Annotated in this window: 25 protein-coding genes and 2 pseudogenes; 15 read left to right on the top strand and 12 right to left on the bottom strand. The window is 72.5% G+C overall.

Annotated features, from left to right (window positions below; genetic code table 11):
- Window positions 1–8: 8 nt before the first annotated feature.
- The 3 genes from BLW82_RS08895 to BLW82_RS08885 form a co-directional block, all read right to left on the bottom strand.
- Window positions 9–917, bottom strand: a complete 909-nt coding sequence (locus BLW82_RS08895; protein ID WP_093498277.1) for a DMT family transporter — start codon at window positions 915–917, stop codon at window positions 9–11.
- A 217-nt stretch (window positions 918–1134) separates the two neighbouring features.
- Entirely contained in the window at window positions 1135–2235 is a 1101-nt protein-coding gene (locus BLW82_RS08890) for an NADH:flavin oxidoreductase/NADH oxidase (protein WP_093498276.1), read from the bottom strand.
- A 145-nt stretch (window positions 2236–2380) separates the two neighbouring features.
- Window positions 2381–2587, bottom strand: coding sequence for a hypothetical protein (locus tag BLW82_RS08885; RefSeq protein ID WP_093498275.1), 207 nt, complete (start codon window positions 2585–2587; stop codon window positions 2381–2383).
- 170 nt (window positions 2588–2757) lie between these two features.
- Between BLW82_RS08885 and BLW82_RS08880 the strand changes: the two genes are divergently transcribed.
- The 3 genes from BLW82_RS08880 to BLW82_RS08870 all read left to right on the top strand — a co-directional run bounded on the left by BLW82_RS08880 (window position 2758) and on the right by BLW82_RS08870 (window position 6000).
- Window positions 2758–4029: a sensor histidine kinase gene (locus tag BLW82_RS08880; protein ID WP_093498274.1), complete on the top strand. Its 1272-nt coding sequence runs from the start codon at window positions 2758–2760 to the stop codon at window positions 4027–4029.
- 52 nt (window positions 4030–4081) lie between these two features.
- Window positions 4082–4744, top strand: a complete 663-nt coding sequence (locus BLW82_RS08875; RefSeq protein WP_093498273.1) for a response regulator — start codon at window positions 4082–4084, stop codon at window positions 4742–4744.
- Window positions 4745–4818: 74 nt separating this feature from the next.
- Entirely contained in the window at window positions 4819–6000 is a 1182-nt protein-coding gene (locus BLW82_RS08870) for a cytochrome P450 family protein (protein WP_177232888.1), read from the top strand.
- 25 nt (window positions 6001–6025) lie between these two features.
- Here the strand turns inward: BLW82_RS08870 and BLW82_RS08865 are convergent, their stop codons facing one another.
- Window positions 6026–7036 (bottom strand): Gfo/Idh/MocA family protein, encoded by a 1011-nt coding sequence (locus tag BLW82_RS08865; RefSeq protein WP_093498272.1) that lies wholly within the window; start codon window positions 7034–7036, stop codon window positions 6026–6028.
- A 130-nt stretch (window positions 7037–7166) separates the two neighbouring features.
- Here BLW82_RS08865 and BLW82_RS08860 point away from each other — a divergent pair, with 130 nt between their 5' ends.
- From BLW82_RS08860 to BLW82_RS08840, 5 genes are all read left to right on the top strand, one after another.
- Window positions 7167–7904, top strand: a complete 738-nt coding sequence (locus tag BLW82_RS08860) for a GntR family transcriptional regulator (protein WP_093507941.1) — start codon at window positions 7167–7169, stop codon at window positions 7902–7904.
- 218 nt (window positions 7905–8122) lie between these two features.
- Window positions 8123–9268 carry an ROK family glucokinase gene (locus BLW82_RS08855; protein ID WP_093498271.1) on the top strand — a complete coding sequence of 382 codons (1146 nt, stop codon included), beginning with the start codon at window positions 8123–8125 and terminating at the stop codon, window positions 9266–9268.
- Complete coding sequence (locus tag BLW82_RS08850) at window positions 9265–9846, top strand: sugar kinase (RefSeq protein ID WP_093498270.1); 582 nt, start codon at window positions 9265–9267, stop codon at window positions 9844–9846. The genes BLW82_RS08855 and BLW82_RS08850 overlap by 4 nt, the downstream gene beginning before the upstream one ends.
- A gap of 103 nt (window positions 9847–9949) precedes the next feature.
- Window positions 9950–12760, top strand: coding sequence for a DEAD/DEAH box helicase (locus BLW82_RS08845; protein WP_093498269.1), 2811 nt, complete (start codon window positions 9950–9952; stop codon window positions 12758–12760).
- On the top strand, window positions 12757–14859 hold the full coding sequence (locus BLW82_RS08840; protein ID WP_093498268.1) for an SWIM zinc finger family protein: 2103 nt from the start codon (window positions 12757–12759) through the stop codon (window positions 14857–14859). Before BLW82_RS08845 ends, BLW82_RS08840 begins: the two co-directional genes overlap by 4 nt.
- Window positions 14860–14924: 65 nt before the next feature.
- On the opposite strand, the gene BLW82_RS08835 is transcribed toward BLW82_RS08840, so the two are convergent.
- A complete protein-coding gene (locus BLW82_RS08835; protein WP_093498267.1) occupies window positions 14925–15353 on the bottom strand; it encodes an OsmC family protein in 429 nt (142 codons plus the stop codon).
- A 33-nt stretch (window positions 15354–15386) separates the two neighbouring features.
- Entirely contained in the window at window positions 15387–16121 is a 735-nt protein-coding gene (locus BLW82_RS08830; RefSeq protein WP_093498266.1) for a hypothetical protein, read from the bottom strand.
- A 403-nt stretch (window positions 16122–16524) separates the two neighbouring features.
- Here BLW82_RS08830 and BLW82_RS08825 point away from each other — a divergent pair, with 403 nt between their 5' ends.
- Both BLW82_RS08825 and BLW82_RS45280 read left to right on the top strand, forming a co-directional pair.
- Window positions 16525–18354 (top strand): hydroxysqualene dehydroxylase, encoded by a 1830-nt coding sequence (locus BLW82_RS08825; RefSeq protein ID WP_093498265.1) that lies wholly within the window; start codon window positions 16525–16527, stop codon window positions 18352–18354.
- 43 nt (window positions 18355–18397) lie between these two features.
- Window positions 18398–18568: pseudogene (locus BLW82_RS45280) on the top strand (LysR family transcriptional regulator); the annotation flags it as partial.
- Between the two features lie 163 nt (window positions 18569–18731).
- On the opposite strand, the gene BLW82_RS08815 reads toward BLW82_RS45280, so the two are convergent.
- Together BLW82_RS08815 and BLW82_RS08810 are read right to left on the bottom strand one after the other, a co-directional pair.
- Window positions 18732–19055, bottom strand: a complete 324-nt coding sequence (locus BLW82_RS08815; protein WP_093498264.1) for a DUF3040 domain-containing protein — start codon at window positions 19053–19055, stop codon at window positions 18732–18734.
- 202 nt (window positions 19056–19257) lie between these two features.
- Complete coding sequence (locus BLW82_RS08810; RefSeq protein WP_177232887.1) at window positions 19258–19500, bottom strand: DUF5133 domain-containing protein; 243 nt, start codon at window positions 19498–19500, stop codon at window positions 19258–19260.
- Window positions 19501–19680: 180 nt separating this feature from the next.
- Between BLW82_RS08810 and BLW82_RS08805 the strand changes: the two genes are divergently transcribed.
- Window positions 19681–19908 carry a hypervirulence associated TUDOR domain-containing protein gene (locus tag BLW82_RS08805; RefSeq protein WP_093498262.1) on the top strand — a complete coding sequence of 76 codons (228 nt, stop codon included), beginning with the start codon at window positions 19681–19683 and terminating at the stop codon, window positions 19906–19908.
- A 47-nt stretch (window positions 19909–19955) separates the two neighbouring features.
- Here BLW82_RS08805 and BLW82_RS08800 read toward each other — a convergent pair whose 3' ends face one another.
- Entirely contained in the window at window positions 19956–20315 is a 360-nt protein-coding gene (locus tag BLW82_RS08800) for an STAS domain-containing protein (RefSeq protein ID WP_093507940.1), read from the bottom strand.
- Between the two features lie 45 nt (window positions 20316–20360).
- Window positions 20361–20675 (bottom strand): annotated as a pseudogene (locus BLW82_RS08795) (MarR family transcriptional regulator); the annotation flags it as partial.
- A gap of 119 nt (window positions 20676–20794) precedes the next feature.
- Between BLW82_RS08795 and BLW82_RS08790 the strand changes: the two are divergent.
- On the top strand, window positions 20795–21484 hold the full coding sequence (locus BLW82_RS08790) for an STAS domain-containing protein (protein WP_093498261.1): 690 nt from the start codon (window positions 20795–20797) through the stop codon (window positions 21482–21484).
- A gap of 22 nt (window positions 21485–21506) precedes the next feature.
- Here BLW82_RS08790 and BLW82_RS44335 read toward each other — a convergent pair whose 3' ends face one another.
- Complete coding sequence (locus BLW82_RS44335; protein ID WP_177232886.1) at window positions 21507–21674, bottom strand: hypothetical protein; 168 nt, start codon at window positions 21672–21674, stop codon at window positions 21507–21509.
- Window positions 21675–22165: 491 nt separating this feature from the next.
- Here BLW82_RS44335 and BLW82_RS08785 point away from each other — a divergent pair, with 491 nt between their 5' ends.
- From BLW82_RS08785 to BLW82_RS08775, 3 genes are all read left to right on the top strand, one after another.
- A complete protein-coding gene (locus tag BLW82_RS08785) occupies window positions 22166–23224 on the top strand; it encodes a PP2C family protein-serine/threonine phosphatase (protein WP_256215718.1) in 1059 nt (352 codons plus the stop codon).
- A 98-nt stretch (window positions 23225–23322) separates the two neighbouring features.
- A complete protein-coding gene (locus BLW82_RS08780) occupies window positions 23323–24918 on the top strand; it encodes an ATP-binding SpoIIE family protein phosphatase (RefSeq protein WP_256215716.1) in 1596 nt (531 codons plus the stop codon).
- Window positions 24881–25744 carry an AraC family transcriptional regulator gene (locus BLW82_RS08775; protein WP_093498259.1) on the top strand — a complete coding sequence of 288 codons (864 nt, stop codon included), beginning with the start codon at window positions 24881–24883 and terminating at the stop codon, window positions 25742–25744. Before BLW82_RS08780 ends, BLW82_RS08775 begins: the two co-directional genes overlap by 38 nt.
- Window positions 25745–25806: 62 nt before the next feature.
- Here BLW82_RS08775 and BLW82_RS08770 read toward each other — a convergent pair whose 3' ends face one another.
- The gene (locus BLW82_RS08770; protein WP_093498258.1) at window positions 25807–26208 is read right to left on the bottom strand and encodes an STAS domain-containing protein; all 402 of its coding nucleotides are present in this window, start codon (window positions 26206–26208) and stop codon (window positions 25807–25809) included.
- Window positions 26209–26425 lie beyond the last annotated feature (217 nt).

The raw sequence follows: 26425 nt of genomic DNA, 5'->3' as shown, positions 1-26425 counted from the left end.
CGTCCCGGCTACATCGCCGTCGCCGCCCGGCGTTCCGCCCGGTGAGGGTCCTCCTCCGCGTCACGGTCGACGCACTTCGCCAGACAACGGGTGCGGGAGAGGGTGACGACGCCGTACGAGAGGAGGGCGACCCCGAAAAGGCCTGGCAGGAGCCACATGCCGTGGCGGGGTGACTCCGCGTAGAGGGTGACTCCGAGACAGAAGCTGACCACGGCGTCGCCGAGGGTGAGCGCCGGCTGGGAGGCGATGAGGGGGCCTCCCTGCATGGCGTAGCCCAGCAGGATGATGGAGAACGAGCCGACGAGCGCGAAGCCGTAGGTCTGCCACGCGAGGAAGAACGCGGTGGCCCCCTGCCGGGACAGGATGTGCGTCGCGGACTTCACCAGGGCCGCCGTGAGCGCGTTGCCGACGGCGGCGGCCGCGGCCAGGCAGGCCGCGCGTGCCAGGCCGTGCGGGCGGCGCAGGCCGACGAGGACGAGCGCGGCGGTGACCGCGCCCATGACGGCGATCGTGGGCACCCACCAGAGGCCGGGGACCTGGGCGCGTCCGCCGGAGGGAGCGGCGGAGAAGAGGCTGATGGCCAGCCCCGCGAAGATCGCGGCGACGCACCACCACGCCTTCCGGGAGACCCGGACCCGGAACACGAGGCTGCCGAAGACGAGCGCGAGCGGCAGTTCGAGGATGAAGACCGGCTGGACGGCCGCCAGGGTCCCGAAGTTGAGCGCGAGTGCCTGGAACAGGGCCGAGCCGATCACTCCGAGGATTCCGCCGAGCCAGACGGGGTTGCGCAGCAGGTTCCCGACGAGGGCGAGCGGGGAGCGGGATTCGGGCGTGGCCGTGGCGGCGCGTCGCTGCAGGACCGTGCCCCACGCGTTGCTGGCGGCGGCGAGCACGGCGCAGGTGATCGCGACAATCATGTCGATCGCATCGCTTCCGGAGTGTCGGCCGCGTTCCGCGGGCGTGACGTCACGGCACCGGGGTGCCCCGGGGCCGGCGGTCCGGAAGCGGTTCGCGACGGGGAACGGCGAAAGTGTGAGCGGTGCGCTCACTTCAAGTGTCCGGCCGGAGCGCGGGACGGGCGAACGGTGACGTCTTCGTCGCCGTCGCCGCATCCGAACCGCCGGCGGGCCGGTGTCAGGCCCTGTGGTACTGGACGGGCGCGCCGACGCTGCCGCCGAGCTGGTCCGCGGCGTGCCGGGCCCAGTACGGGTTGCGCAGGAGTTCCCGGCCCAGCAGGACCGCGTCGGCGCTGCCGGAGGCGACGACCTTGTCGGCCTGCGCGGGCTCGGTGATCAGGCCCACGGCGGCGACGGGCATGCCGGTCTCGTTGCGGACGCGGTCCGCGAAGGGGACCTGGTAGCCGGGTCCGCTCGTGATCTTCGCGTCGGGGACGATGCCGCCGGTGGAGATGTCCATCAGGTCGACGCCGTGCGCCAGCAGCTCCCTGGCGAGGCGGACGGTGTCGTCGGCGGTCCAGCCCCTCCGGCCGTCCTCGGGGTTCTCCGACAGCCAGTCGGTCGCGGAGATGCGGAAGAACACCGGCAGCTCCTCGGGCCACACGGCGCGCACGGCGTCGACGACCTCCAGGGCGAAGCGGATCCGGCCCTCGAAGGAACCGCCGTACTCGTCGGTGCGCCGGTTGCTCTGCGGGGAGAGGAACTGGTGGATCAGGTAGCCGTGGGCGCCGTGGATCTCGGCGATCTGGAAACCGGCCGCGTGGGCGCGTACGGCGGCGTCGGCGAACTGCTGGACGATCTCGCGGATGCCGTCCGTGGTCAGCTCCTCGGGCACCGTCGACGTCTCGTCGAAGGCCACCGCGCTGGGACCCACCGGCGTCCAGCCGTGCGGCTCGTCCGGGGCGATCGGACGCCCGCGGTCGACCCAGGTGCGCTCGGTCGACGCCTTGCGCCCGGCGTGCGCCAGCTGGATCCCGGGCACCGTGCCCTGCGACTTCAGGAAGGCGGTGATGCGCCGGAAGGCGGCGACCTGCTCGTCGTTCCAGATGCCGAGGTCGTAGGGGGAGATCCGGCCCTCGGGGCTGACCGCCGCGGCCTCGGTGATGATCAGGCCGGTGCCGCCGGCCGCGCGCGCGGCGAGGTGGGAGAAGTGCCAGTCCGTCGGGACGCCGGCCGCCGCACCGTCCGGCTCCGCGCTGTACTGGCACATCGCCGCCATCCAGATGCGGTTGGGGATCGTCAGCGACTTGAGGTCGAAGGGGGTGAAGAGCGGGTTCAACACACGACTCCTTGGGAGGTCCATCGGTGGGTGCCGGACGGCCGGGCCGTCGGAGACGGTCCGCGCGTGGACACAGGAGTCATAATTGCATGCGCGGGTATTTTATTTCCGCCCACTACCGGCATGCGCATATATCCAGCGCGGCTCATTCGCCACCGGACCTCCGGCTCCCCGCGGCGGCGAACAGCGCGCACGCCAGCACGATCAGCGCGACGCTCGCGTAGACGCCGTAGGGGTCGAGGAAGCCGAGCCGCCGCACGAGTCCCACCCGCCCGTCGGTGACCTCGTGCAGCAACCCCAGCACACCCTGGGCCAGGGCGAGGAATCCGAGCAGTTCCAGCAACCGTTTCACGGTACGACCCTCGCCCCGCGTCCTCCGCCCGCACCATCGGCCGTGGGGCGGGCCGTGCCCGCCGGAAGACCCTCCGCACGCGCGCGCGGCGCACCGAAAGTCCACACGGGCCCAACTTTGGTCGACGATCCCGTGCACGAGTAGGTGCCACGGACCGGTCCTGCGTAGATTTGTCGACCGTGAGCGGTGACATCTCTATACGGACGTTCGAGGGGCGGCGGTGGCTGTTCCCCTCCGCCGTGATCCATGAACTCGACCCCGACGCCGGTCCGGCCGGCCGCCGGCCCCGGCGCACCGCGCGTGACTGGCTCGTCGACTTCAGCTGCTTCCTGCTGGCCGTCCTCCTCGGCGTGGCCGCCGCCAACACCATGCGCCAGGACCCCCACGTCCCGCACGGCCTCGCCGTCGCCGACCAGCTGATCGGCGGTCTGTCCTGCGCCGCGGTCTGGCTGCGCCGCCGCTGGCCGACCGGTCTGGCGATCGCCATGGTCCCGGTCAGCTTCGCCTCCGACACCGCGGGCGGCGCCTCCATGGTCGCGCTGTTCACGCTCGCCGTGCACCGCCCGTTCCGGCACGTCGCCTGGATCACCGCCGCCAACCTCGTGCTGGTCCCGCTCTTCTACTGGCTGCGCCCCGACCCCGACCTGCCGTACCTGGCCGTCGTCATCCTCGTCGTGCTGCTCACCCTCCTCGTGGTCAGCCTCGGCATGTTCGTGCGCTCCAAACGGCAGCTGATGGTCAGCCTGCGCGACCGGGCCCGGCGGGCCGAGACCGAGGCCGGGCTGCGCGCCGAGCGGGCCCAGCGGCTGGCCCGGGAGGCCATCGCCCGCGAGATGCACGACGTCCTCGCCCACCGGCTGACCCTGCTCAGCGTGCACGCCGGGGCGCTGGAGTTCCGGCCCGACGCGCCCCGGGAGGAGATCGCCCGGGCCGCCGGGGTCATCCGGGAGAGCGCCCACGAGGCCCTCCAGGACCTGCGCGAGATCATCGGCGTGCTGCGCGCCGCCGACGGCGACGAGGCGGGCGGCCGGCCGCAGCCGACGCTGGCCGCGCTGGACTCGCTGGTCGCCGAAGTACGGGGGGCCGGCATGAAGGTGGTGCTGGACAACCACGTCGGCGACCCGGCCGCGGTCCCCGCCTCCGTCGGCCGCACCGCCTACCGGATCGCCCAGGAGGGCCTCACCAACGCCCGCAAGCACGCCCCCGGCGCCGAGGTCACCGTCCGCGTCACCGGCGCCCCGGGCGACGGCCTGGACATCACCGTGCACAACCCCGCCCCCGCGACCGAGGCCCCGCACGTCCCCGGCTCCGGGCAGGGCCTGATCGGCCTCACCGAACGCGCCACGCTGGCCGGTGGACGGCTGGAGCACCGGGCCGTCGGCGACGGCGGCTTCGAGGTGCGCGCCTGGCTGCCCTGGGCCGCCGCCTCCCCGGCCGCGTGACGGCCGGGCGACCGGGCACCTGCCGCCGTACCCGCGTGATTACCTAGGAGCCATGACCGCGATCAGACTGCTGCTCGTCGACGACGATCCGCTGGTGCGGGCGGGTCTCGCCCTCATGATGGGCGGGGCCGGGGACATCGAGATCGTCGGGGAGGGCACCGACGGCGACGAGGTCGAGGCGCTCGTGGACCGCACCCGTCCGGACGTCGTGCTGATGGACATCCGGATGCGGTCCGTGGACGGACTCACCGCCACCGAGCGGCTGCGCGCGCGTGCCGACGCCCCCCAGGTCGTCGTCCTGACCACCTTCCACGCCGACGAACAGGTGTTGCACGCGCTGCGCGCGGGAGCCGCCGGGTTCGTCCTCAAGGACACCCCGCCCGCCGAGATCGTCGCCGCGGTACGCCGGGTCGCGTCCGGCGACCCCGTGCTGTCGCCCGCCGTCACCCGGCAGCTGATGGCGCACGCGGCCGGCACCCGCGCCGACACCCGGCAGGCACGCGCGCGTGACCGGCTCGCCGCACTCAACGACCGCGAGCGCGAGGTCGCCGTCGCCGTCGGCCGGGGCCTCGCCAACGCCGAGATCGCCACCGGCCTCTTCATGAGCGTCGCCACCGTCAAGACCCACGTCTCCCGCATCCTGGCCAAGCTCGGCCTCAACAACCGCGTCCAGATCGCCCTGCTGGCCTACGACGCGGGACTCCTGGAGGAGTAGGGCACCTGCGGGGCGGCCCGTGCGTTCTCCGGGTACGGGACGGCCTCGGGGACCTCCTGAAGGGGGAGCAGAGCATGCAGGTGACCGACCTCGGCGAGTACGGCGACGGTCTGCGCACGGACCCGCACACGGTGTACGCACGGCTGCGCGAACGCGGCCCGGTGCACCGGGTGCGCTGGCCCCTTCCCGACCAGTACCACGAGACCTGGCTGGTCGTGGGGTACGAGGAGGCGCGCGCGGCGCTCGCCGACCCCAGGCTGGCCAAGGACACCGAGAAGATCGGCTTCCGGTTCCTCGACGAGGAGCTGATCGGCAAGTACCTGCTGGTCGCCGACCCGCCCCAGCACACCAGGCTGCGCGGCCTGATCACGCGCGCGTTCACCGCCCGCCGGGTGGCCGGTCTCGAACCGAGGATCCAGGAGATCACCGACCGGCTGCTCGACGAGATGCTCCCGCGCGGCCGTGCCGACCTGCTCGACGCGTTCGCCTACCCACTGCCCATCACGGTGATCAGCGAACTGCTCGGCGTCCCGGAGCTGGACCGCGCGCGGTTCCGCAAGCTCTCCAACGAGGTGGTCGCCTCCAGCCGTCCTGGCAGCGAGTACGACGCCTTCGCCTCGCTCGCCGACTACCTGGCGGAGCTGATCGAGGACAAGCGGTGCGCCGGCCCGAGCGGCGACCTGCTCAGCGACCTGATCAGAACCACCGCCGAGGACGGTGACCGGCTCTCCGTCGCGGAGCTGCGCGGCATGGCCTTCGTCCTGCTGATCGCCGGCCACGAGACCACCGTCAACCTCATCGGCAACGGCGTCCTCGCCCTGCTCACCCACCCGGACCAACTGGCCGTCCTGCGCGCCGACATGAGCCTCCTGGACGGCGCGATCGAGGAGACCCTGCGCTGGGAGGGCCCGGTGGAGAACGCCACGTACCGGTACGCCGCCGAGCCCCTGGAGATCGCCGGCACCGCCATCGGCCGGGGCGACCCCGTGATGATCAGCCTCGCCGGCGCCGACCGCGACGGTGACCGCTATCCCGAGCCCGACCGCTTCGACATCCGCCGCGACCACCGCGGGCATCTCGCCTTCGGCCACGGCATCCACTACTGCCTGGGCGCGCCCCTGGCCCGCCTGGAGGGCCGGATCGCCCTGCGCGCCCTCCTGGAGCGTGCCCCGGACCTCGCCCTGGACGGCACGCACGGGCAGTGGCTGCCGGGCACCCTGATGAGAGGGGTGCGCAGCCTCCCCGTGCGCTGGTAGCCGCGGCCGGGGCGGCCGCCGCCGGTCAGGCCGGGCGGTCCGGGATCTCCGCGAGCGCCACCGGTCTGCGTTCGTGCCGGGAGATCTCGCAGGCCTCCGCGATCCGCAGCGCCTGCAGCGCCTCGCGCCCGTCGCAGGGGTTGGCCAGCTGCCCCCGCACCACGTCGACGAAGGCGCACAGCTCGGCCTCGTAGGCGGGCCCGAACCGCTCCAGGAAACCGGGCCACGGCTTGTCCGCGGGCGGCGGCCCGGTCGGTTCGGTCGAGGCCACCGGCGTACGGTCGTCCAGGCCGACCACCACGGTGTCCCGCTCGCCGGACAGCTCCATCCGCACGTCGTACCCGGCGCCGTTCAGCCGGGTCGCGGTCGCCGTGGCCAGCGTGCCGTCGGCCAGGGTGAGCACCGCCGCGCCGGTGTCGACGTCTCCGGCCTCACGGAACATCGCCGGCCCCGCGTCCGAGCCGGTCGCGTACACGTCCACGACCTCGCGGCCGGTCACCCAGCGCAGCACGTCGAAGTCGTGGATCAGCGTGTCCCGGAACAGCCCGCCGGACAGCGGCAGCCACTCCGGCGGGGGCGGGGACTGGTCGGAGGTCAGCGCCCGTACGGTGTGCAGCCGCCCGAGCCGCCCCGAGCGCACCGCCTCGCGCGCACCCACGTACCCCTTGTCGAAGCGCCGCTGGAAGCCCATCTGCAGCACCGTCCCGGCCTTCTCGACCTCCGCCAGCGCCTGCAGCGTGCCCGGCAGGTCGAGGGCGATCGGCTTCTCGCAGAAGACCGGCAGCCCGGAGCGGGCCGCCCGGCCGATCAGGTCGGCGTGGGCCGAGGTCGCGGCGGTGATCACCACGGCGTCCACGCCCCACTTGAAGATCTCGTCCGTCCCGGGCGCCGCCGTCTCCCCGAGCCGGTGCGCCAGATCCTGGGCCCGCTGGGGATCGACGTCCGTGAGGATCAGCGATCCGACCTCGCGATTACGGCTGAGCGTGTTCGCGTGAATGGTGCCGATGCGGCCCGTCCCGATGACCCCGATGCGCATGGGAACAAGGTGCTGGTGCACCCCGCGCGCTGTCAATCCGTATGTCCGGACAATCGAACTACACAACTTCCCGTCAACCCGTCACGGGGATACGCTCGGGCCCGTGCCGAAACCAGATGTGGACCCGACCGTGACGCTCGACCTCGGTGTGGACCGGAGCTCACCCGTCCCGTTGTACTTCCAGCTCGCCCAGCAGCTGGAAGCGGCGATCGAGCACGGCTCGCTCACCCCCGGCAGCCTGCTGGGCAACGAGATCGAGCTTGCCGCACGGCTCGGCCTGTCCCGCCCGACGGTCCGCCAGGCCATCCAGTCCCTCGTGGACAAGGGCCTGCTCGTCCGCCGCCGGGGCGTCGGCACCCAGGTCGTGCACAGCCAGGTCAAGCGCCCGCTGGAACTCAGCAGCCTCTACGACGACCTGGAGTCGGCCGGCCAGCGCCCCGCGACGAAGGTGCTGGTCAACACCGTCGTCCCGGCGTCCGCCGAGGTCGCGGCCGCGCTCGGGGTCGCCGAGGCCGCCGACGTGCACCGCATCGAACGGCTGCGGCTGGCACACGGCGAGCCCATGGCGTACCTGACCAACCACCTGCCCCCCGGCCTGCTCGACCTGGACACCGCCCAGCTGGAGGCGACCGGCCTGTACCGCCTCATGCGGGCCGCGGGGATCACCCTGCACAGCGCCCGCCAGTCCATCGGCGCGCGCGGCGCCACGGCCGCCGAGGCGGACCGGCTCACCGAGCCGGAGGGCGCCCCGCTGCTCACCATGCAGCGCACCACGTACGACGACACCGGCCGCGCCGTCGAGTTCGGCGACCACATCTACCGTCCGACCCGCTACTCCTTCGAGTTCCAGCTGCTGGTGCGGTCCTGAGGACGGCCTGCGTTCTGGTTCTAATGTCCGGACAAGGTGACCATGTCGAGGAAGAGGCGCCGCATCGCCCCTGAAAGGGGCGCGGAGCCGTGACATGCGCGGCTCGGCCGCGTGGGCGCGACCAGCCACGGACGACCCGCACTCGGCGACGGCGCCGCACCCTTTCCTTATCTCCCCCGAACGGCACCGTTTCCCGCGGTGAGGCACAATCAAGCCCGATGAGCACCTACCGCGACCTCACCGCCCCCATCGGCTCCCGTCGGGCCCCGGTCCTGCGCACCGTCGGCACCAGGGAGCGCCGGTCCCACCTGACGGCCCCCCGCGTGCCGACGGTCGGTATCGACATCGGCGGCACCAAGGTCATGGCGGGCGTCGTGGACGCCGACGGCAACATCCTGGAGAAGCTCCGCACGGAGACCCCGGACAAGTCCAAGAGCCCGAAGGTCGTCGAGGACACGATCGTCGAACTGGTCCTGGACCTGTCCGACCGGCACGACGTGCACGCCGTCGGCATCGGCGCGGCCGGCTGGGTCGACGCCGACCGCAACCGCGTGCTGTTCGCCCCCCACCTGTCCTGGCGGAACGAGCCGCTGCGCGACCGCCTCGCCGGCCGGCTCGCCGTGCCCGTCCTGGTCGACAACGACGCCAACGCCGCCGCCTGGGCCGAGTGGCGGTTCGGCGCCGGCCGCGGCGAGGACCACCTGGTCATGATCACGCTGGGCACCGGCATCGGCGGCGCGATCCTGGAGGACGGCCAGGTCAAGCGGGGCAAGTTCGGCGTCGCCGGCGAGTTCGGCCACATGCAGGTGGTGCCCGGTGGCCACCGCTGCCCGTGCGGCAACCGCGGCTGCTGGGAACAGTACAGCTCCGGCAACGCACTGGTCCGCGAGGCCAAGGAGCTGGCCGCCGCCGACTCCCCGGTGGCCTACGGGATCATCGAGCACGTCAAGGGCAACATCGGCGAGATCTCCGGCCCGATGATCACCGAGCTGGCCCGCGAGGGCGACGCGATGTGCGTGGAACTGCTCCAGGACATCGGCCAGTGGCTCGGTGTCGGCATCGCCAACCTCGCCGCCGCCCTCGACCCGTCCTGCTTCGTGATCGGCGGTGGGGTCAGCGCCGCCGACGACCTGCTGATCGGCCCCGCGCGGGACGCCTTCAAGCGCCAGCTGACCGGCCGCGGCTACCGCCCCGAGGCCCGGATCGCCCGCGCCCAGCTCGGCCCCGAGGCCGGCATGGTGGGCGCCGCCGACCTCGCCCGCCTGGTCGCCCGCAGGTTCCGGCGCGCCAAGCGACGCCGGGTCGAGAGGTACGAGCGCTACGAGCGGTTCGCGGAGGCCCGCCGTCCCCGGGACACCGCATGACCGCTTCGCTGCCCCGGCAGGCCGCGTCCCCGGAGGAACCGCGGCGCCCCCCCGAGACCCCGGGGCACAAGGCCAGGCGCCGGGCGCTGACGCTGCTGATCATCGTGCTGCTCATCGGGGTCCCGGCCGGCTATCTGGTGATCTCCGCCGCCCAGAGCCGCAACAGCGGCAAGGACAAGGAGTCCAAGTACTCGGCGACCGGCCTCTCCGAGGGCTGGCCGTCGAAGGTGCAGCGGCGCCTCTACCAGGTGCCGGTCCCGCACCCGGCCGACCGGATCGCGTACTACGAGACGAACAACTGGAAGACCAGCCGCCTCTACGTCCAGTTCCGCACCAACAGCGCCGGCCTGGACAGCTTCCTGGAGGGGATGGGCGTCAACCGGGACGCGCTGAAGAAGGACGACATCAGCATCAGCTCCCGCGACCAGAAGATCAGCGGCTGGAAGTTCACCGTCCCCGGGACCTGGTCGGGCCTGACACACAGGCAGAAGAACCCGGCGCCCACCCAGGACGTGGTCGTGAACACCGCCGACCCGGACTATCCGATGATCTACGTCGTCTCCCGCACCGTCCCGTAGCGGTGCCCGTGCCACCCGGCAGGCCGCCGGGGCCGATTGTCAGACCCCGCCCGTACAGTCGAAGACGTCTGATCCGACAGGCGGGCGGGAGGTGGCAGAACGTATGAGCGGCACGACGGCCGGGGCCGACGCGGAGGTACCGGTGCGCCTGGCGGCGGTCTACCTGCCCGCCGACCTCCCGCGCCAGGGCCGGATGGCCTTCTGGGACCCCGCCGGGGACCCACTGCCCGCCACCGCGACCGAGGAGCTCACGGTCGTACGGCCGCACGGCGCCACCGGGGTCCGCCGCCGGCAGGTGCCCGCGCTCACCCTGCCGCTCGCCACCGCCCTCCCGGTGCTCGTCCGGGCCCGCCGCGACCCGGCCGCCCACCCGGCCACCGCCTGCTGGGGCGCCGCGGCCCTGCACGCCCTTCGGCTCACCGCCCGCGGCCGGCTGCTGCCCGGCCTCACCCCGGCAGGACACGACGCCTGGCGGGCCGGCCCCCTGGACCCCGCCGACATCGCCCACCTGCGCGCGGTGGCCGCCGCCCTGCCCGCCGAGGGCCACGCCGTCCCGCTGCCCGGCCCCGGCCCGCTCCTGCTGCCCGGGCCGGAGGCGCTGGTCCGTTCCTTCCTGGACGCGGTCGCCGACACCCTGCCCCGCACCCCGGCCGCCCCGCACACCGCGGGCCGGCCCTTCGCCGCCCGCGAAGCCCAGCGGCTGCCCGACGCCCAGGAGTGGGCCGCGGAGGTCGCCGCCGGCATGGACGCGGGCGTGCGGATCTCGCTGCGCCTGGACCTGTCGGCCTACGACCTGTTCGACGACGGCGAGGGCGCGCGCCGCGCGGGAGCCGCGATCGTCCAGGTGCACAGCCTGGCCGACCCGACCCTGGTGACCGACGCGGCGGCGCTGTGGTCGGGGGCCTCCGGCGCCGCCTTCGGTCCCCGCGCGCGCGTGGACGCGGCGCTGGCCGTGCGCCGCGCGGCGCGGGTGTGGCCGCCGCTGGCCCGCCTGGCGGAACAGGACGTGCCGGACGTCCTCGCGCTCTCCGAGGAGGAGCTGGGGCAGCTGCTCGGGGTCGCGGCGACCAGGCTCGCGGCGGCCGGGGTCGCCGTGCACTGGCCCCGGGACCTGGCCCAGGACCTGACCGCGGCGGCCGTGGTCCGGCCCGCTCCCGGCTCGGCCACCGACGGCACCGGCTTCTTCGAGAGCGAGGAACTGCTCCAGTTCCGCTGGCAGTTGGCGCTCGGCGGCGACCCGCTCAGCGACGCCGAGATGGACGCCCTCGCCGAGGCACACCGCCCGGTCGTACGGCTGCGGGACCGCTGGGTGCTCGTCGACCCCGCCCTCGTCCGCAAGGCACGCAGGCGCGAATTGGGCGTGCTCGACCCGGTCGACGCGCTCTCCGTGGCGCTCACCGGCGAGGCCGAGGTGGACGGCGAGCGGGTCGAGGCGGTCCCCGTCGGCCTCCTCGCGGCTCTGCGCGACCGCCTCACCGCCGGTGTCCGGCCGGCCGAGCCGCCCGCCGGCCTGCACGCCACCCTGCGCGACTACCAGCTCCGCGGCCTGGCCTGGCTCGACCTGATGACCGGCCTGGGCCTCGGCGGCTGCCTCGCCGACGACATGGGCCTCGGCAAGACGATCACCGTCATCGCCCTGCACCTCAAGCGGGCCCGTACCGAGCCGACCCTGGTGGTCTGCCCGGCCTCGCTGCTCGGCAACTGGCAGCGGGAGATCGCCCGGTTCGCACCCGGCGTCCCGGTCCGCCGCTTCCACGGCCCCGACCGCACCCTCGACGGCCTCGACGGCGGCTTCGTCCTCACCACGTACGGCACCATGCGCGCCACCGCGACCCGGCTCGCCGAACAGCCCTGGGGCATGGTCGTCGCCGACGAGGCACAGCACGTCAAGAACCCCTACTCGGCCACCGCGAAAGCCCTGCGCACCATCCCCACCCCCGCGCGCGTGGCGCTCACCGGCACCCCCGTGGAGAACAACCTCTCCGAGCTGTGGGCCCTGCTCGACTGGACCACCCCCGGACTCCTCGGCCCGCTCAAGTCCTTCCGTGCCCGGCACGCGCGCGCCGTCGAGAACGGCGAGGACGAGGAAGCGGTGGCCCGGCTGGCCCGCCTGGTCCGCCCCTTCCTGCTGCGCCGCAAGAAGTCCGACCCCGGGATCGTGCCCGAACTCCCGCCCAAGACCGAGACCGACCATCCCGTCCCGCTCACCCGCGAACAGGCCGCGCTGTACGAGGCGGTGGTGCGCGAGTCGCTGCTCGCCATCGAGACGGCGGACGGCATCGCGCGCCGCGGCCTGGTGCTCAAGCTCCTCGGCGCCCTGAAACAGATCTGCGACCACCCGGGGCTGTATCTCAAGGAGGAGTCCCGCATCGAGGGCCTGGCCGCCCGCTCCGGCAAACTCGCCCTGCTGGACGAGCTGCTGGACACCGTGCTCGCCGAGGACGGGTCGGCACTCGTCTTCACGCAGTACGTCGGCATGGCCCGGCTGATCACCGCGCACCTCCAGGCCCGCGCGGTCCCGGTCGACCTGCTGCACGGCGGCACCCCGGTGCCGGAGCGGGAGCGCATGGTGGACCGCTTCCAGAGCGGCGCGACCCCGGTCCTCGTCCTCTCCCTCAAGGCCGCGGGCACCGGCCTCAACCTCACCCGGGCCGGCCATGTCGTCCACTTCGACCGCTGGTGGAACCCGGCGGTCGAGGAACAGGCCACCGACCGCGCCTACCGCATCGGCCAGACCCAGCCGGTCCAGGTGCACCGCCTGGTCACCGAGGGCACCGTCGAGGACCGCATCGCCGAGATGCTGCAGGCGAAGCGCGCCCTCGCCGACGCGATCCTCGGCTCCGGCGAGGCCGCCCTGACCGAGTTGACCGACCGTGAGCTGTCCGATCTGGTGTCGTTGCGGAGGACGTCATGAGCGGCGCGGGCGAGGAGCGGCCGGGGGACGCGGCACGCCGTGCGTTGCGGGCTGCGCGGGCACGCGAGACGGAGACCGGGGGCGACGGGGTGGCTCCGGGCGAGGGAGAGGAAGGGCGCGCGGACCGGGCCCGGAGGCCGGGGGACGCCGCGCGCTTGGCGCTGCGGGTGGCCGCCGCCGCGAAGGAGGCGGAGCGGCGGGACGCCGCACCCGAGGCCGAGGCAGCCGAAGACGCCGAGCGGGTCGAGCGGGCCCGGCAGGTCGAGGGGATCGAGCGGGTCGAGCGGGCCCGGCAGGTCGAGGGGGTCGAGCGGGTCGAGCGGGCCCGGCAGGTCGAGCGGGTCGAGCGGGCCCGGCAGGTCGAGGGGATCGAGCGGGTCGAGCGGGCCCGGCAGGTCGAGGGGATCGAGCGGGTCGAGCGGGCCCGGCAGGTCGAGCGGGCCGAGCGGATCGACCAGGCCGACACCGGCGGGTCTGCTGCCGCCCGGCCCGGCGGCCGTCCCGGTGACGTCGCGCGGGAGGCGCTGCGTGCGGCGCGCGCGGAGGCGAGGCGGGCCGAGGAGGCGGCAGCGGCGGCGGCTTCGGAACAGCCCCCGGCCCGCCCGGTACGACGGTCGCCCTCGCCCTCGCAGGCCGCGGCCGCCGGGTCCGCGGCCCCCGGTCGCACCGCCCGTGACCTGAAGCAGTTCCTGACGACCGCGTTCCGGATGCCGAGCGACCAGGCGGAGCCGGAAACCCCCGCGCCCGCGCCCGCGCGCGACTCCGTGGCCGTCACCGGCCCCCCGGAGCCGGATCCCCCGGCTCCTGCCCCCGCCGCCACCTCCCACCTCCCGCGCACCATGGCAACCCCCCACCGCGACAGCGAACTCCGCCGCACCTTCCCGTCCCTCCCGTCCCGTGCCGCTGCCCCCGCCGCCTCCGCCTTCGCCGAGACCTGGTGGGGCAACGCCTGGGTGCGGGCGCTGGAAGAGGGCGCACTGGACGTGAAGCGGCTCGGGCGCGGGCGGAGCTACGCCGAGCGCGGGCACGTGGACGCCATCACGGTGACCCCGGGCCTGGTCCTGGCCTACGTGCAGGGCAGCCGGCCCCGGCCGTACCGCGTGCAGCTGCGGCTGCGGACCTTCGGCGAGGACGAGTGGGAGCGGCTGCTGGAGACCGCCGCCGACCGGCCCGCCGACATCGCCGCGCTGCTCGACAAGGAGCTGCCGCAGACCCTCGCCGACAGCGGGGTTCCACTGCTGCCGGGGCCCGGTGAGCTCGAACCCCGCTGCAGCTGCCCGGACTTCGGTCACCCCTGCAAACACGCGGCCGCACTCTGCTACCAGACCGCGCGGCTGCTGGACGCCGACCCGTTCGTGCTGCTCCTGCTGCGCGGCCGTGGAGAGCGCGAGGTGCTGGACGCGCTGTCCCGGCGCAACGCCGCGCGCGCGGCCCGCGAGCGGCGGCCGGCCGCGCTGCCGGGCGTGCGGGCCACCGAGGCCCTCGTACCGCGTCAGCTCCCGCCGCTGCCGCCTCCGTTGCCGGCACCGGCGCATCCCGAGCAGCCGCCGGTGTATCCGGGGGTGCCCGGCGGCCCGGACCCGTTCGCGCTGGACCAGCTGGCCACCGACGCGGCGGCCCGCGCCCACGCCCTGCTCACCACCGGACACGACCCGGTCGGCGACCTGACCCTCTGGCAGGACGCGGTGCGGCTCGCCGCGGCCCGCCCGGGCTCCGGCCTGACCGCGTCCACCCGCGCCCTCTACGCCACCCTCGCGGACGCCGTCGGCCGTACCCCGGGCGACCTGGCCCGCGCGGTCGCCGCCTGGCGGCAGGGCGGCCCTGAGGGGCTGGCCGTACTGGAGGAGCCCTGGGACCCGCCGGCCGGCCGTTTCGACCGGGCCCGGCCACTGCTGCTCGCCGCCGACCTCCCGGCCTTCCGGCCGTGGCACAACCACCTCACCCACCCCGACGGCCGTCTCCAGCTCCGCTTCGGCCGCGACGGCCTCTGGTACGCGTACGAGTCGGAACCGGGCCACGACGACTGGTGGCCCAGAGGCACCCCCGACCTGGACCCGGTGGGCGCGCTGACCGGTCTGGGCACGGCGGACGACATCTGAGCGTCCCGTGGAGTCGAACGGCAACCCCATGACCGTCGGCCGGTGACAGTCCGCGGCGGCGGCCGTCACACCTCCTCGACCGAGACGGCGACCGGTGTCCCGGCCTCGATCGTGCGGCTGACCGTGCACAGCCGGTCGTGGGAGACGGCGACCGCCCGGGGCAGGATCGCGCGGGCGCGGTCGCCGGCCGCGCCCTCCGGGAAGGCGACGGAGAAGGTGACCGCCAGGTCCGTCATCCGGTTTCCGCCCTCGTCGCTCACCTTGTGGCCGCTGACCGTGACGGTGAACGCGGCCGGCTCCACGTGACGGCTCGTGGCCACGTCGACGTCCGCCGCCGTACAGCCTCCGATCGCGGCGAGCAGCAGTTCGACCGGGGTGAACGCGGCGCCGTCGTCGGTCCCGAAGTCGATCGTGCCGCCGCGGGTGTTCGTGGCGGTGAAACGGCCGGTGCCGGTGCGCTCGACCGTGACGAGGCGCAGGGAGTCTTCGTTCATGGAGCTCATGGGACGAACCTAAAGCACCGGCCGTCAGTGCAGGATGTTGACGGCCCGTGCCACCACCAGGACCACGGTCACCAGGGAGACCGAGGACTGCAGCATCATCAGCATCTTGGCCCAGTGCGACAACGGCATCACGTCGGTCGGGCTGAACGCGGTGGAGTTGGTGAAGGACAGGTACAGGTAGTCGAGAAAGCCCGGCTCCCAGTCCCGCGGTGCGGTCTCCGGACTCTGCATCTGCACGAAGAGCAAGTCCGGGTACTGGTGCAGGCCGAGGACCCGCGCCATCGGCCCGCCGCGGTCCCACTCCCAGTACCAGAGGGCGAACACAATGACGTTCGTCAGCCAGATGCCCCCGCCGGTCAGCAGTAGGGGCCCGGCCTCACGGCCCTCGGTGCCGTTCACGAGCCCCGCCACCAGGCGGACCGCCGCCCAGCCGTTGGCCAGGCTGATCACTCCCGTCAGCACCAGGCCCAGCAGCCGCAGCCACCGGGTGCGGGGCTCGACCCGCCGGGGGTTGCCGGCGACGACGCCTGCCAGCAGCGCCACCTCCAGGGACGGGAGGGCCCAGTACGGCTGGAAGGCGAGATGGTGCGGCAGCATCACCTGCAGGGCGATCGCCACCAGTATCACGGCGGTCACCGCCCACCGCGGCTCGCCCTGGGTGGCTCTGCGCCACGCGGGCACCACGTCGTGCGCGCCGTGCTCCAGCAGCCCCTCGATCCTGGCCAGCCGGTTCTCGGCGTCGGACATCCGGTCGTTCATGCTCCCGATTGTCCCGAGTCCCGCACCGATCCACCGACCGGCCCGGCCGTGGTGCCCGTGGCCGAGCTGCCGCCGGGGACCATCAGGCCGGAGACGGAGGAGAGCGCGCCGGCGCGGAGGCCGGGCCTGCCGGTTCCCGGCCGGGGGTGTGACAGAACATCAGGCGAGGGATGTGGCAAGGCGTCAGGCATGGGATGTGGCAGGGCGTCAGGCGAGGGACAGGGCGGGGCAGCGGGCGAGGGATGTGGCGGGCATCAGCCGGGCGTGCCCGGCGGGGACCATATGCGGCAAGTCCGGTGCCGGCACGCTCGCCATCGCCGTTTCTTGGCGTTTGTGAGGATGCTGTACGCGACGGTGAGGAGGGCTTCCGGCTGTCGGAGCCCCTCCCTACGCTCCGGTTCTCATGACAACAGAACACGCGCAGCAGTCTCAGGGGCACGGCGGGCACAGCCGCAGGCGTTTCCTGGCCGCGGGCGGGGGAGTGGTCGCCGGAGCGGCCGCCGGAACCGTCGGCGCCTTAGGGGCCGCCGGCAGCGCGGTCGCCGCCTCCGGCAAGCGTGTCGCCGTCCTCGGCGGCGGAGTCTCCGGCCTCAGCGCCGCTCACGAACTCGCCGAACGCGGCTACGAGGTCACCGTCTACGAGTACTACGACGCCCTCGGCGGCAAGGCCCGCTCGATGGACGTCCCCGGGACCGGAACGGACGGTCGCAAGCCGCTCCCCGGCGAGCACGGCTTCCGCTTCTTCCCAGGCTTCTACCGGAACCTGCCGGACACCATGCGCCGCATCCCCTTCCCCGGCAGCGCGAACGGCGTCCACGGCAACCTCCGCAACGGTACGGAGGAGTTGTTCGCACGCGACGCGGGCCGCCCGGACCTGCACTTCCCGCTCCGCCGGGTCACCACCCCGCCCGCCCCCGGCGACCTCACCCCGTCCTGGATCCGCGACCAGGTCCTGTCGGTACTGGACCTCGGCACCCACCTGCCCGCCCACGAGGCCGCCTACTTCGCCGACCGACTCCTGGTCCACCTCACCAGTTGCGACGCCCGCCGCGAGGACGAGTGGGAGAAGGTCGCCTGGTGGGACTTCATCCGGGCTGGCGAGATGAGCCGTGAGTACCAGGTGCTCCTCGGCATCGGCCAGACCCGCAACCTCGTCGCCACCCGCGCCGAGGTCGCCTCCACCCGCACCGTCGGCCGCGTCATCATCGAGGCCCTCATCCTGTGGGGCCTGCTCGGCCGCGGCATGGACGTCGACGCGGACGTCGACCGGGTGCTGAACGCCCCCACCAGCGAGGCCTGGATCGATCCCTGGGAGGCCCATCTGCGCTCCCTGGGCGTCGAGTTCGTACTCGGCACCGAGGTCCGGGAGATCGTGTACGACGGCGGCCGGGTGACCGGCGTACGGGTGGCGGACCGCGACGGCAGCAGGCCGCGCACCGTCACCGCCGACCACTACGTCTGCGCCCTCCCGGTCGAGCACGCGCGCGCGACCTGGGGTCCGGCCCTGCGCGCCGCCGACCCGCAGCTCGGGCGGTGCGACGCGCTGCGGACGGACTGGATGACCGGCGTGATGTTCTACCTGCGCACACCGACCCCGGTCGTGCACGGCCACATCAACTGCCTCGACTCGCCCTGGGCGGTCACCGGAATCGGCCAGACGCAGTTCTGGGACGTGCGGGACTTCGCGCGCGACTACGGAGACGGGCAGGCCCACGAGTGCCTGTCCACGATCATCTCCGAGTGGGACAAGCCCGGCATCCTGTACGGCAAGACCGCCCGTGAGTGCACCAAGGACGAGATCGTCGCCGAACTGTGGGCCCAGCTGAAGGACGGGCTGAACGACTCGGGCAAGACGACGCTCAGGGACGAGGACCGGCTCGGCTGGTTCATGGACCCGGCGGTGACCGGCCTCGGCGGGCCCGACCCGCACAACCGCGAACAGCTCCTCATCCACCCCACCGGCACGCTCTACCACCGCCCCTCGGCGAGGACCGCGGTGCCGAACCTCTTCCTCGCGGGCGACTACATCCGCACCGACGTGGACCTCGCGACCATGGAGGGCGCCAACGAGTCCGCCCGGCGCGCCGTCAACGCCCTTCTGGACGCCGACGGCTCGGACGCGGAACGGTGTCACGTCTGGGAGCTGTTCCGGCCACCGGAGCTGGAGCCCCTGAAACGCGTCGACGAGGTGCGCTACCGGCTGGGCCTGCCCAACACCTTCGACCTGGGCTAGAGCCAGGGCCAGGTCCTGTCGTTCTGGATCATTCCGGCGTCGCGGAATGGCGATCATCCCGGCGCTCTCGCCGGCCGGAGCACCGGCCTCGGTCCGCATCACCGATCTCGGCCCGGACCGCCCGACCCGCAAGGTCGGCTATGTCACCACCTCGGAACTGGCCGGGTCCGCCGTCGTGCGAGCTCAGGGGAGGGAGTTGCGGGCCACCGTCCCCGGGGCGTGCACCTGCCCGGCGTCGGCGCGTGAACGGCCGCCGGCGGGTCAGCGTGCGCCGCGCGAGCGTGAGAGCGGGCCGGCAGACCCGATACCGCGCCGCCGCCGGGCTCGCGCACCGGCGGTGATCGCCCGCGAGGGTCACGGGCGACCTCCGGACAGGGTCACGGCCAGGTCCTGGTCCGGTCGCCGGCGTCGTCGGCCGAACGTCGCAGCATCCGGAAGGCCAGCAGGACGGTGACGGGCCACAGCGCGGCAAAGGACCAGAGGGCAGCCGGGGCGGAGGTGAGTATCCCGGTCACCAGCAGAAGCAGCGAGGCACAGGTCAGCGCGGCGACCGACAGGGGCAGCCAGGCCGGCCGTGGGCCCGGGCGGCGCATCCGTCGCGCGAGGCGCCGATCCTGGCGGAGTCCTGCCTCGATACCCCAGAGGGCGAGGCGCTCGTGCGGCGACAGCGCGACGCCTTCGGGGTCGTTTCGGCTTTCCACGGCGAGTACCTCATTCGTCCGGCGCGGGGCACAGGGCTCCGCTCCGGCCGGTGCGGGACTCCTGAGTGCTGATGGCCCGACGAGTTCCCCCCTCGGGCAGACCGACGCCTTCCGGCGTCCGACCAGGTCCCTGGCCGGGCAGGGCGTGGGGAAGTGCGCGGTGCGGGGGGTACTGCGCCGGGCGGCGGCCGCGGAGCCCGGTTCAGGCCACCAGCGTCTGCCGGGTCTGGTCCCCGCTCGCCTCGCGCGGACGGTCCCCGAGGAGACGGTCCGCCGCCGCGAGGGCGTCCTCGACCTCGCATGTCCCCGTGATGACGCACAGCGTGTATGCGATGTCCTGGAGGGCGCGCCGCCTCGCTGCCGTGTCGGCTTCGAGCACCCGTGCACACGCTTCCGCATAGCGCGCCAGCAGCCCACGCAGCACCTGCGGACGGGGAGTGATCATGCGAAGAGGCTCCTTGTCGTCGGGCAACATGTTCTCCGGATGTCCGCCGGCGCACATTTCATGCACGCGTGCGGATCATCTCCGTCTCCGCTCACTTCCGCGGCCGGCGGCGCGGTGCGGCGGCGGCGCGGTGCGCGCACCCTGGGAGAAACGGCCGACCGTAGGTGGAGGAGTGCCGGTATGGCTCGGAGACGGGGTGCGGGCAAGGAGTTGAAAAAGGGCGACGAGGTGACCTGGGAGAGTCACGGCGGACAGGCCGAGGGCGAGGTGGAGAAGAAGATCACCGAGCGCACCGAGGCCGCGGGCCGCACGGTGGACGCGTCACCTGACGAACCGCAGTACCAGGTGCGCAGCGAGAAGTCCGGGCGGTCCGCGGTGCACAAGCCGTCCGCGCTGAAGAAGAAGTGAGCCGGGCACGTCGCCACCGCCCCTGTTCCGGGCCGTGACGGAACAGGTCACTCCGTGGCTTCCTCCAGGCCGGCCCGCACCTTGAGGGCTTTGTCGGCGCCGGTGAGTTCCAGCAGGCGCCGGAGCTGTGCCGACGGCGCGACCACGCGCAGGTCGGTCGCGTGGTGGACGCTGATGAGCAGGTTCAGGAAGGTCGAGTCGGCGAAGCTCACACCGCGGGCGTCGACCACCACCCGGGAGTACGTGTCGGCGGCTGCCCGCAGCGCGTCCGCCAGCGGTGCGATCGAGGCGGCGTCGTAGGCGCCGTGGGCCACGAACACCCGGGCACCGTGCGACTCGTACTGCGTCGTCCCGGGCGGCTCCGGCTGCGCACGCCCCGCACCGGCCGGCCGGTCGTCGTCGCTCACCGGCCCGGGGCTTGTGCCCTCGTCGTCTCTCGCGACCGCGCCCTTGCGGTCGGCCTCGTCCCTGACCAGCAGCGACAGCAGGGAGGCCACCGTGAGGCCCGCCTCGGCGGGATGGCGCAGCACCTTGCTCGGGTCGATCCGGTACTGGTTGGAGCGGCCGCTGCGGGTGTGGGAGAGGTAACCGTCCCGTTCCAGGTCCGAGATGATCTTCTGGACCGCACGCTCGGTGAGCCGGCAACGTGCTGCGATGTCACGGATCCGCGCGCTGTGATTGTCGGCGATGCTGGCCAGCACGCGCGCGTGACTCGTCACGAACGTCCAGCCCGTGTGCGGCTCGGGAACTCCGTCGACTGCCACCATGGCCAAATCGTACGACTGATTTTTCACGCAGGCAAAAACGCGAACTAAAGTTCACGTACACCTTGACGGGTCAGGGTGAGCGTACGAGGCTTGAGGGGGCATATGCAGAGGAGGGGATCATGCCGGAACCGTCCGAGGAAGTGCCGTTCGAGAGCGAGGGCGGCGGCCGTGTGGCCGTCAGCGTGAGCGGCGAGTTCTGTCTCGACAACAGCCACGAGCTCCGGCGCACCCTGCACGACGCCCTTGCGAGGACCGCCGAGGGCGTGGACCTGGATCTCGGCGGGATGACGTTCGCGGACTGCAGTGCGCTGAACGTACTGCTGGCCGCCCGGGCGCAGGCGGTCGCCGCGGGGAAGACGATCACCGTCACCGTCGTCAGCCCCGCCGTGGAGCGTCTGCTGACGTTGACGGACTCCTACGCCCTGTTCTCCGCCGCTCCCGACGGACCGGGCGCGTCCGGCGGCTCCGGTCAGCCCGCGGCGGACGACGGACGTCTCCGGACCGGGGTGGTCCACATCCGCCGTGCGACGCGCACCCGGCCGGACATCGACCTGGCACGCGGGGTCCTCATGGCCACGTTCGGTCTGAGCCGGGACGCGGCGCGGGAGGTGCTGGTCACGACCTCCAGGAAAACCGGCACCCCCCTGCACGACCTCGCCAGGGATGTGCTGACGACCGTGCACGGCGCTTCGTTGCCGGATCCCGTCCGGAGACAGCTCACCGCGGTCGTCGCCACGGCCCGCAGGACCGACGGCCGGCCGCACGGCGCCACCCGCGCGGAACGAGCGGCACGGCCGGCGTGCGCATGACGGCCGGTCCCGTCGGTGTCGGTCAGGCCGGAACCGGGCGGCCGTCGTGGAGACGGGTGCCCGCCTGCTCGACGCGGCGCAGGACGGGAACGGCGTCGATCTGACGCACCGCGTCGAGGGCGCCGACGTTGCTGGTGACGTAGGAGCAGAACCTCCACTGCGGCCGACGGTCGGCTCGGCCTGGCCGCACCCGTCCCATCCGTGCCCTGGCCCCCATCCGTGCCCTGGCCGCGTCCGGCCGGACGCGGCCGGTACGGCCGTCCGCCGCGGCCGCCGTTCGAATTTCGTAATGCCTGTGCGAGGCGTCTCCGCTTGACTCGGTCCTGCGCCTGACGCACATTGGAATCCGTATAGCGGAAATGAAATACCGCTATACGGCAAGAAAGCGTCAAGTAAAGAGTAAGGACAGGGACGATCTCCGCCGCGCGGCGCGGGCCCCACATGACCAGGCGCAGAACGTGACGCCTCTCCCCTGTCCCCAGCAGGTCGCGTCTCGAGCAGCCTGAGCCGGTGACCGGCGAATCACCCGCGTACGGACGGCGGCACGCCGAATCCCAGGCGCTCACGAGATCGACCGCAGGATCACCCATGAGAATCTTTGCTCGCGAGGTCTCAGTGCCCGGCCCTGACAGCCTCCTGCCCACAGGAGGCACCCGAGCGTATCTGGCGCTTCCTCTCCTGTTGATCGCTGCGATCACCCTCGCGGCGTCCTTCGCCCCCCTGGCCATTCATCTCTCACCGCTGCTCGTGGCGGCCCCCGCCTGCACCGCGGCGGTCACCCGGGTGCGATTCACGGTCGCCATGGCACTCACCGCCAGTGCGGCGGTGGTCATCGTCGACGGGCATGACGGTCTGATGCATTCGCCGCTGCTGCCCATACACATCGGCGCTCTGCTGGCGGTCTCGGCGTCCGCCGTCGCCGCTCGCGCGCTGCACGATCGCGACCTGAGGGAGCTCACCCAGGTGCGTGCCGTCTCCGAGGCGGCCCAGCGGGTTCTGCTGCGGCCCCTTCCGCACACAGCGGGTTCTCTGCGCATCGCGTCCATGTACCGGGCGGCGACCGCGCACGCCCTGGTGGGCGGCGACCTGTACGCCGCCGTCCGCTCCGGTCGTACGACCCGCCTTCTCATAGGCGACGTCCGCGGCAAGGGTCTGCCGGCCGTCGAGGACGCCTCCGCCCTGCTGGGTGCCTTCCGCGAGGCGGCCCATGAACACGAGACACTCCCGAAGCTGGCGGCCTCCCTGGAACGCAGCGTCCGCAGGCATCTGGCAGAGATGAGCGAGAGGGACCCCAACAGCGCCGAACGCTTCATCACCGCTCTGCTGGTCGAACTTCCCGACGCGGAAGAGACGGTCAGGGTCGTGAGCTGCGGACACCCTCCGCCGCTGCTCGGGCAGCGCGGCGGGGTGACGCGCCTGCGCGTGGACCGGCCCGCTCCGCCACTCGGACTGGCCGGAAGCACGGCAGAGGCATTCCCCCTCGACACGTTCGCGTTCTCTCCGGGCGACACCCTGTTGCTCTACACCGACGGCCTCGTCGAGGCCCGCGACGCCACCGGGACCTTCTACCCCGTCCTCGAGCGTGCCGCCACGTGGACCTGGTGCTGCCCGCACAGCCTGCTGCAACACATCAGCCGTGATCTCGACAGCTATGCGGGTCAACACCTGGACGACGACCTCGCCATGGTGGCCGTCCACTGCCCTGCCCACCTGCCCCGTTCCCCGCAGGCCGCCGCATGAGCCGGGTCGGAGGCATCCACGTCGGTGGGTTGTCCGGCGCAGACCACAGGGCCCTGCGCCTTGCACCAGAGGCCGACCATGAAGGGACAATGACAAAAATGGCTGCTGTACGACGTCTGCTGTGCCAGCCGAGCTCGCTGCTCGTCATCTATCTGAGCGCCATGTGTGCGGTCCAATTGGGCGTCTCCACCAGTGGCTCGGTCCGCTGGTCCGACTACTCGGTACTGGTCCCCGTCGTGGCCGCCGCTTTGCTCCCCGTTCGCCGGGCCCTCTTCATCGGAGGCGCAACCCTGGTGGCCAGTGTGGCCGTCTACGGCTTGACGATCCACGGTGTCTCCGAAGGAGGCCGTGCAGTCGTGATTTCCGCCGCGGCGCTGTCCTTCGGCCTGAGCCTTGTGATCTGCCGGACCCGCCTGCGACGGCAACGCCTCTGCGCCCCGGCGGAACATCCCCTGGTGAGCGACAGTCCGGCAATCGCCGCAGAGGCGAGGGACACGGCAGACGGTGCACCCGGTGACGCACCTTCGTTCTCGGTGACGCAGAACCAACCGTCCCCGCTGCCGCAGCCCGCGGCGGTGGAGCTTGCCGGTTCCGGGACGGCGGACAACAGCACAGCCGTGCCCAAAGCCCATTGGCTCGACGCCATACCACTGCCAGGCGCCCGGGTCGCGCTGGTCGCAGGGTCCGTCACCGACCACGGGAGTCACACGTCCGGAATGGCCGCCGAACTCCGCGCGGCGACACGCACACTGGCCGACATCGACCTGCAACCGGATGAACTCCTCACCCGCCTGGAGGGCGTACTGACCCGGCTGCGGCCGCAGCACGACGTGGGCGGGCACGACGAGAGCGCAGCCGGGACCACCGCCCATTGCCTGTATGCCGTCTACGACCCCGTCTCCGCGCGCTGCACCCTCGCCAGCGCCGGGTATCCCGCGCCGACCGTGATCGGGCCCGACGGCCTGGCCACCACCGTGGAGATTCCTGTCGGCCTGCCGCTCGGGCTTGCCCGATCGCCCGCGGAGGCCACCGAGATCGAGCTCCCCGAAGGCAGTGTGCTCCTGTTGTACGCGCACACCCCCGCGACACCCGAACTGCCGGCCTGGACCAGTGGGACCGCGCTGCCCGAGGCGGTTGCCGGATCTCAGTGCGGCCTGGACGCCCTCTGCCGCCGGGCCCTCGACGCCCTCGTATCCGGTAGGCGTCATGTCCGCGCCGACGTCCTCGCGGCCCGCACCCATGCCTTCGACGGCAGCCACGTCGGTGCCTGGGAGCTCTCAGCCGATCTCGCGGCCGTCTCGCAGGCGCGTAAGCACATCTCAGGGAAGCTCGCCGCATGGGGACTTGAGGAGGCCGCGCCCGCCATGGAACTCGTCGCGAGCGAGCTCGTCACCAACGCGATCCGCCATGCTCACCCTCCTGTCCGACTGCGCCTGATCCGCCACGGCGCCGGATTGACCTGCGAGGTCTCCGACGGCAGCAGTACCTCCCCGCATCTGCGGCGCGCCCGCACCTTCGACGAGAGCGGCCGGGGGCTGTTCATCGTCGCTCAGCTCACCAGGCGCTGGGGTACACGCCACCATTCCCACGGCAAGACCATCTGGGCGGAAGAAGAACTTCCGGCACCGGGAACCTCGACGCGTTCGGAGACTGAGGATGGAGCTTCTGCAGGAGCTGCACACGCTGATCCTTGAACACGTGGGGGACGGCGGCCGCAGAGCCACGGTTGTCGACGGCGTCGCCGTTGCGGTCGTGAACGAGCCGACCTCCCCGGTCGTCGCTCCCGTGCCCGGGCCCACCCTGGCACTCGTGGCTCAGGGCTCCATGCGCACGGTGTTCAACGGCGAACCGTACGAGTACGGTGCCGGGAAGTACGTGATCGCCTCGCTCGACCTGTCGTCGACCAGCCAGGTCATCCAGGCGGACCGTGACGAACCGCTCGCGATCTTCATCATGGACCTACGGCCGCAGGCCATCGCGTCCTTGCTGCTCGAGACGGACGAGGCGGGGCCGCCCCAGGCCGAGAGGGAATTCTTCGTCACGGACGCCACGCCAAAGCTGCTCGAGCCCGTCGTACGACTGCTGCGAGCCGCCCGCTGCCCCGACGACCTGCGAGTTCTCGGCCCGGCATACCAACGCGAGATCCTCTGGCGGCTGATCACCGGAAGCCAAGGCGGCGTCATACGGCAGATCGGCCTGGCCGACAGCAGCATCGCCCACATCGCCCGGGCCATCGGCTGGATCCGCCAGCACTATCACGAACCGCTGAGCGTCGGCGACCTCGCACGCGTGTCCGGTATGAGTACGTCCTCGTTCCACCGGCACTTCCGCGCGGCGACGTCGGCCACACCGATCCAGTTTCAGAAGACGATACGTCTGCAAACCGCTCGTACACTTCTGCGGGCCCGCACGGGCAGCGTCACGGCGATCGCTCACCGCGTCGGCTACGAAAGCCCGTCCCAGTTCCACCGGGACTACCGCAGAATGTTCGGGAGTTCCCCAGGGCGCGATACACAATGATCTGGCTTTCATTTTTCTTCCGCCGGGCCGCTACCGCGGCCCGGCGGTGACGAGAGACTCGGTCAGCGTTCCTCCGCCAGCGACCGGCAGCGGTGGTCGCAGAGACGCGGCGCCGGGGGGTATGCGGGAGGATGGTGAGCCGGGTCGGCGCCGCCGGTCGGAGACGCGCCATGAGGAAACAGCTGGTTGAAGCGCAGCACTTTGACGACCATCGGGTGATCGGCTAGCAGCGTCAGCCGGCCCCCCGCCTCATGGATGAGGCGGGCGGCGGCGGTCAGGGGACGTGCTCCTGCGCAGTCCAGGAAGGTGACCTGCCTCAGGTCGATGACGACCTCGGGGCGGGCGCCGCCGCTCACGGCGGTGAAGATCGCTTCGGTGTGGGCAGCGGTGGCGACGTCCAATTCACCGGCGGCAGTCACCACAATGGGCCGATTTCCGACGAACACGGTACAGACGGCTGGCACGTACTTTCTCCTCTACGAGTGGGAATTGACGAACACGTCAAAGCTATGGAAAAAGCCGAGCCGCGTCATGGCGGTCAGCATCCATCCACTCCTTCCTGCCAGCATTACCAGACAGGAAGCCGCCACTATCGTGCACGCACGTAGCAGGATCGTTCTTCCCTCTCCCGCGTTCCCTGTGATGGAATTGACGGACGGGTAGCCGGAAGCGCGGCTGCTC

The organism is Streptomyces sp. Ag109_O5-10, assembly GCF_900105755.1.
Classification (GTDB): domain Bacteria; phylum Actinomycetota; class Actinomycetes; order Streptomycetales; family Streptomycetaceae; genus Streptomyces.
Note: the sequence above shows the minus strand (reverse complement) of the source record. Positions and strands in the feature narration are given on the sequence as shown.

Bases quoted from the DNA above. Each gene is read 5' to 3' on its own strand.
- BLW82_RS08895 (WP_093498277.1), bottom strand. From the start codon at position 917: ATGATTGTCGCGATCACCTGCGCCGTGCTCGCCGCCGCCAGCAACGCG.
- BLW82_RS08875 (WP_093498273.1), top strand. From the start codon at position 4,082: ATGACCGCGATCAGACTGCTGCTCGTCGACGACGATCCGCTGGTGCGG.
- BLW82_RS08870 (WP_177232888.1), top strand. From the start codon at position 4,819: ATGCAGGTGACCGACCTCGGCGAGTACGGCGACGGTCTGCGCACGGAC.
- BLW82_RS08865 (WP_093498272.1), bottom strand. From the start codon at position 7,036: ATGCGCATCGGGGTCATCGGGACGGGCCGCATCGGCACCATTCACGCG.
- BLW82_RS08855 (WP_093498271.1), top strand. From the start codon at position 8,123: ATGAGCACCTACCGCGACCTCACCGCCCCCATCGGCTCCCGTCGGGCC.
- BLW82_RS08850 (WP_093498270.1), top strand. From the start codon at position 9,265: ATGACCGCTTCGCTGCCCCGGCAGGCCGCGTCCCCGGAGGAACCGCGG.
- BLW82_RS08845 (WP_093498269.1), top strand. From the start codon at position 9,950: ATGAGCGGCACGACGGCCGGGGCCGACGCGGAGGTACCGGTGCGCCTG.
- BLW82_RS08840 (WP_093498268.1), top strand. From the start codon at position 12,757: ATGAGCGGCGCGGGCGAGGAGCGGCCGGGGGACGCGGCACGCCGTGCG.
- BLW82_RS08835 (WP_093498267.1), bottom strand. From the start codon at position 15,353: ATGAACGAAGACTCCCTGCGCCTCGTCACGGTCGAGCGCACCGGCACC.
- BLW82_RS08830 (WP_093498266.1), bottom strand. From the start codon at position 16,121: ATGAACGACCGGATGTCCGACGCCGAGAACCGGCTGGCCAGGATCGAG.
- BLW82_RS08825 (WP_093498265.1), top strand. From the start codon at position 16,525: ATGACAACAGAACACGCGCAGCAGTCTCAGGGGCACGGCGGGCACAGC.
- BLW82_RS08810 (WP_177232887.1), bottom strand. From the start codon at position 19,500: ATGATCACTCCCCGTCCGCAGGTGCTGCGTGGGCTGCTGGCGCGCTAT.
- BLW82_RS08805 (WP_093498262.1), top strand. From the start codon at position 19,681: ATGGCTCGGAGACGGGGTGCGGGCAAGGAGTTGAAAAAGGGCGACGAG.
- BLW82_RS08790 (WP_093498261.1), top strand. From the start codon at position 20,795: ATGCCGGAACCGTCCGAGGAAGTGCCGTTCGAGAGCGAGGGCGGCGGC.
- BLW82_RS08780 (WP_256215716.1), top strand. From the start codon at position 23,323: ATGGCTGCTGTACGACGTCTGCTGTGCCAGCCGAGCTCGCTGCTCGTC.
- BLW82_RS08775 (WP_093498259.1), top strand. From the start codon at position 24,881: ATGGAGCTTCTGCAGGAGCTGCACACGCTGATCCTTGAACACGTGGGG.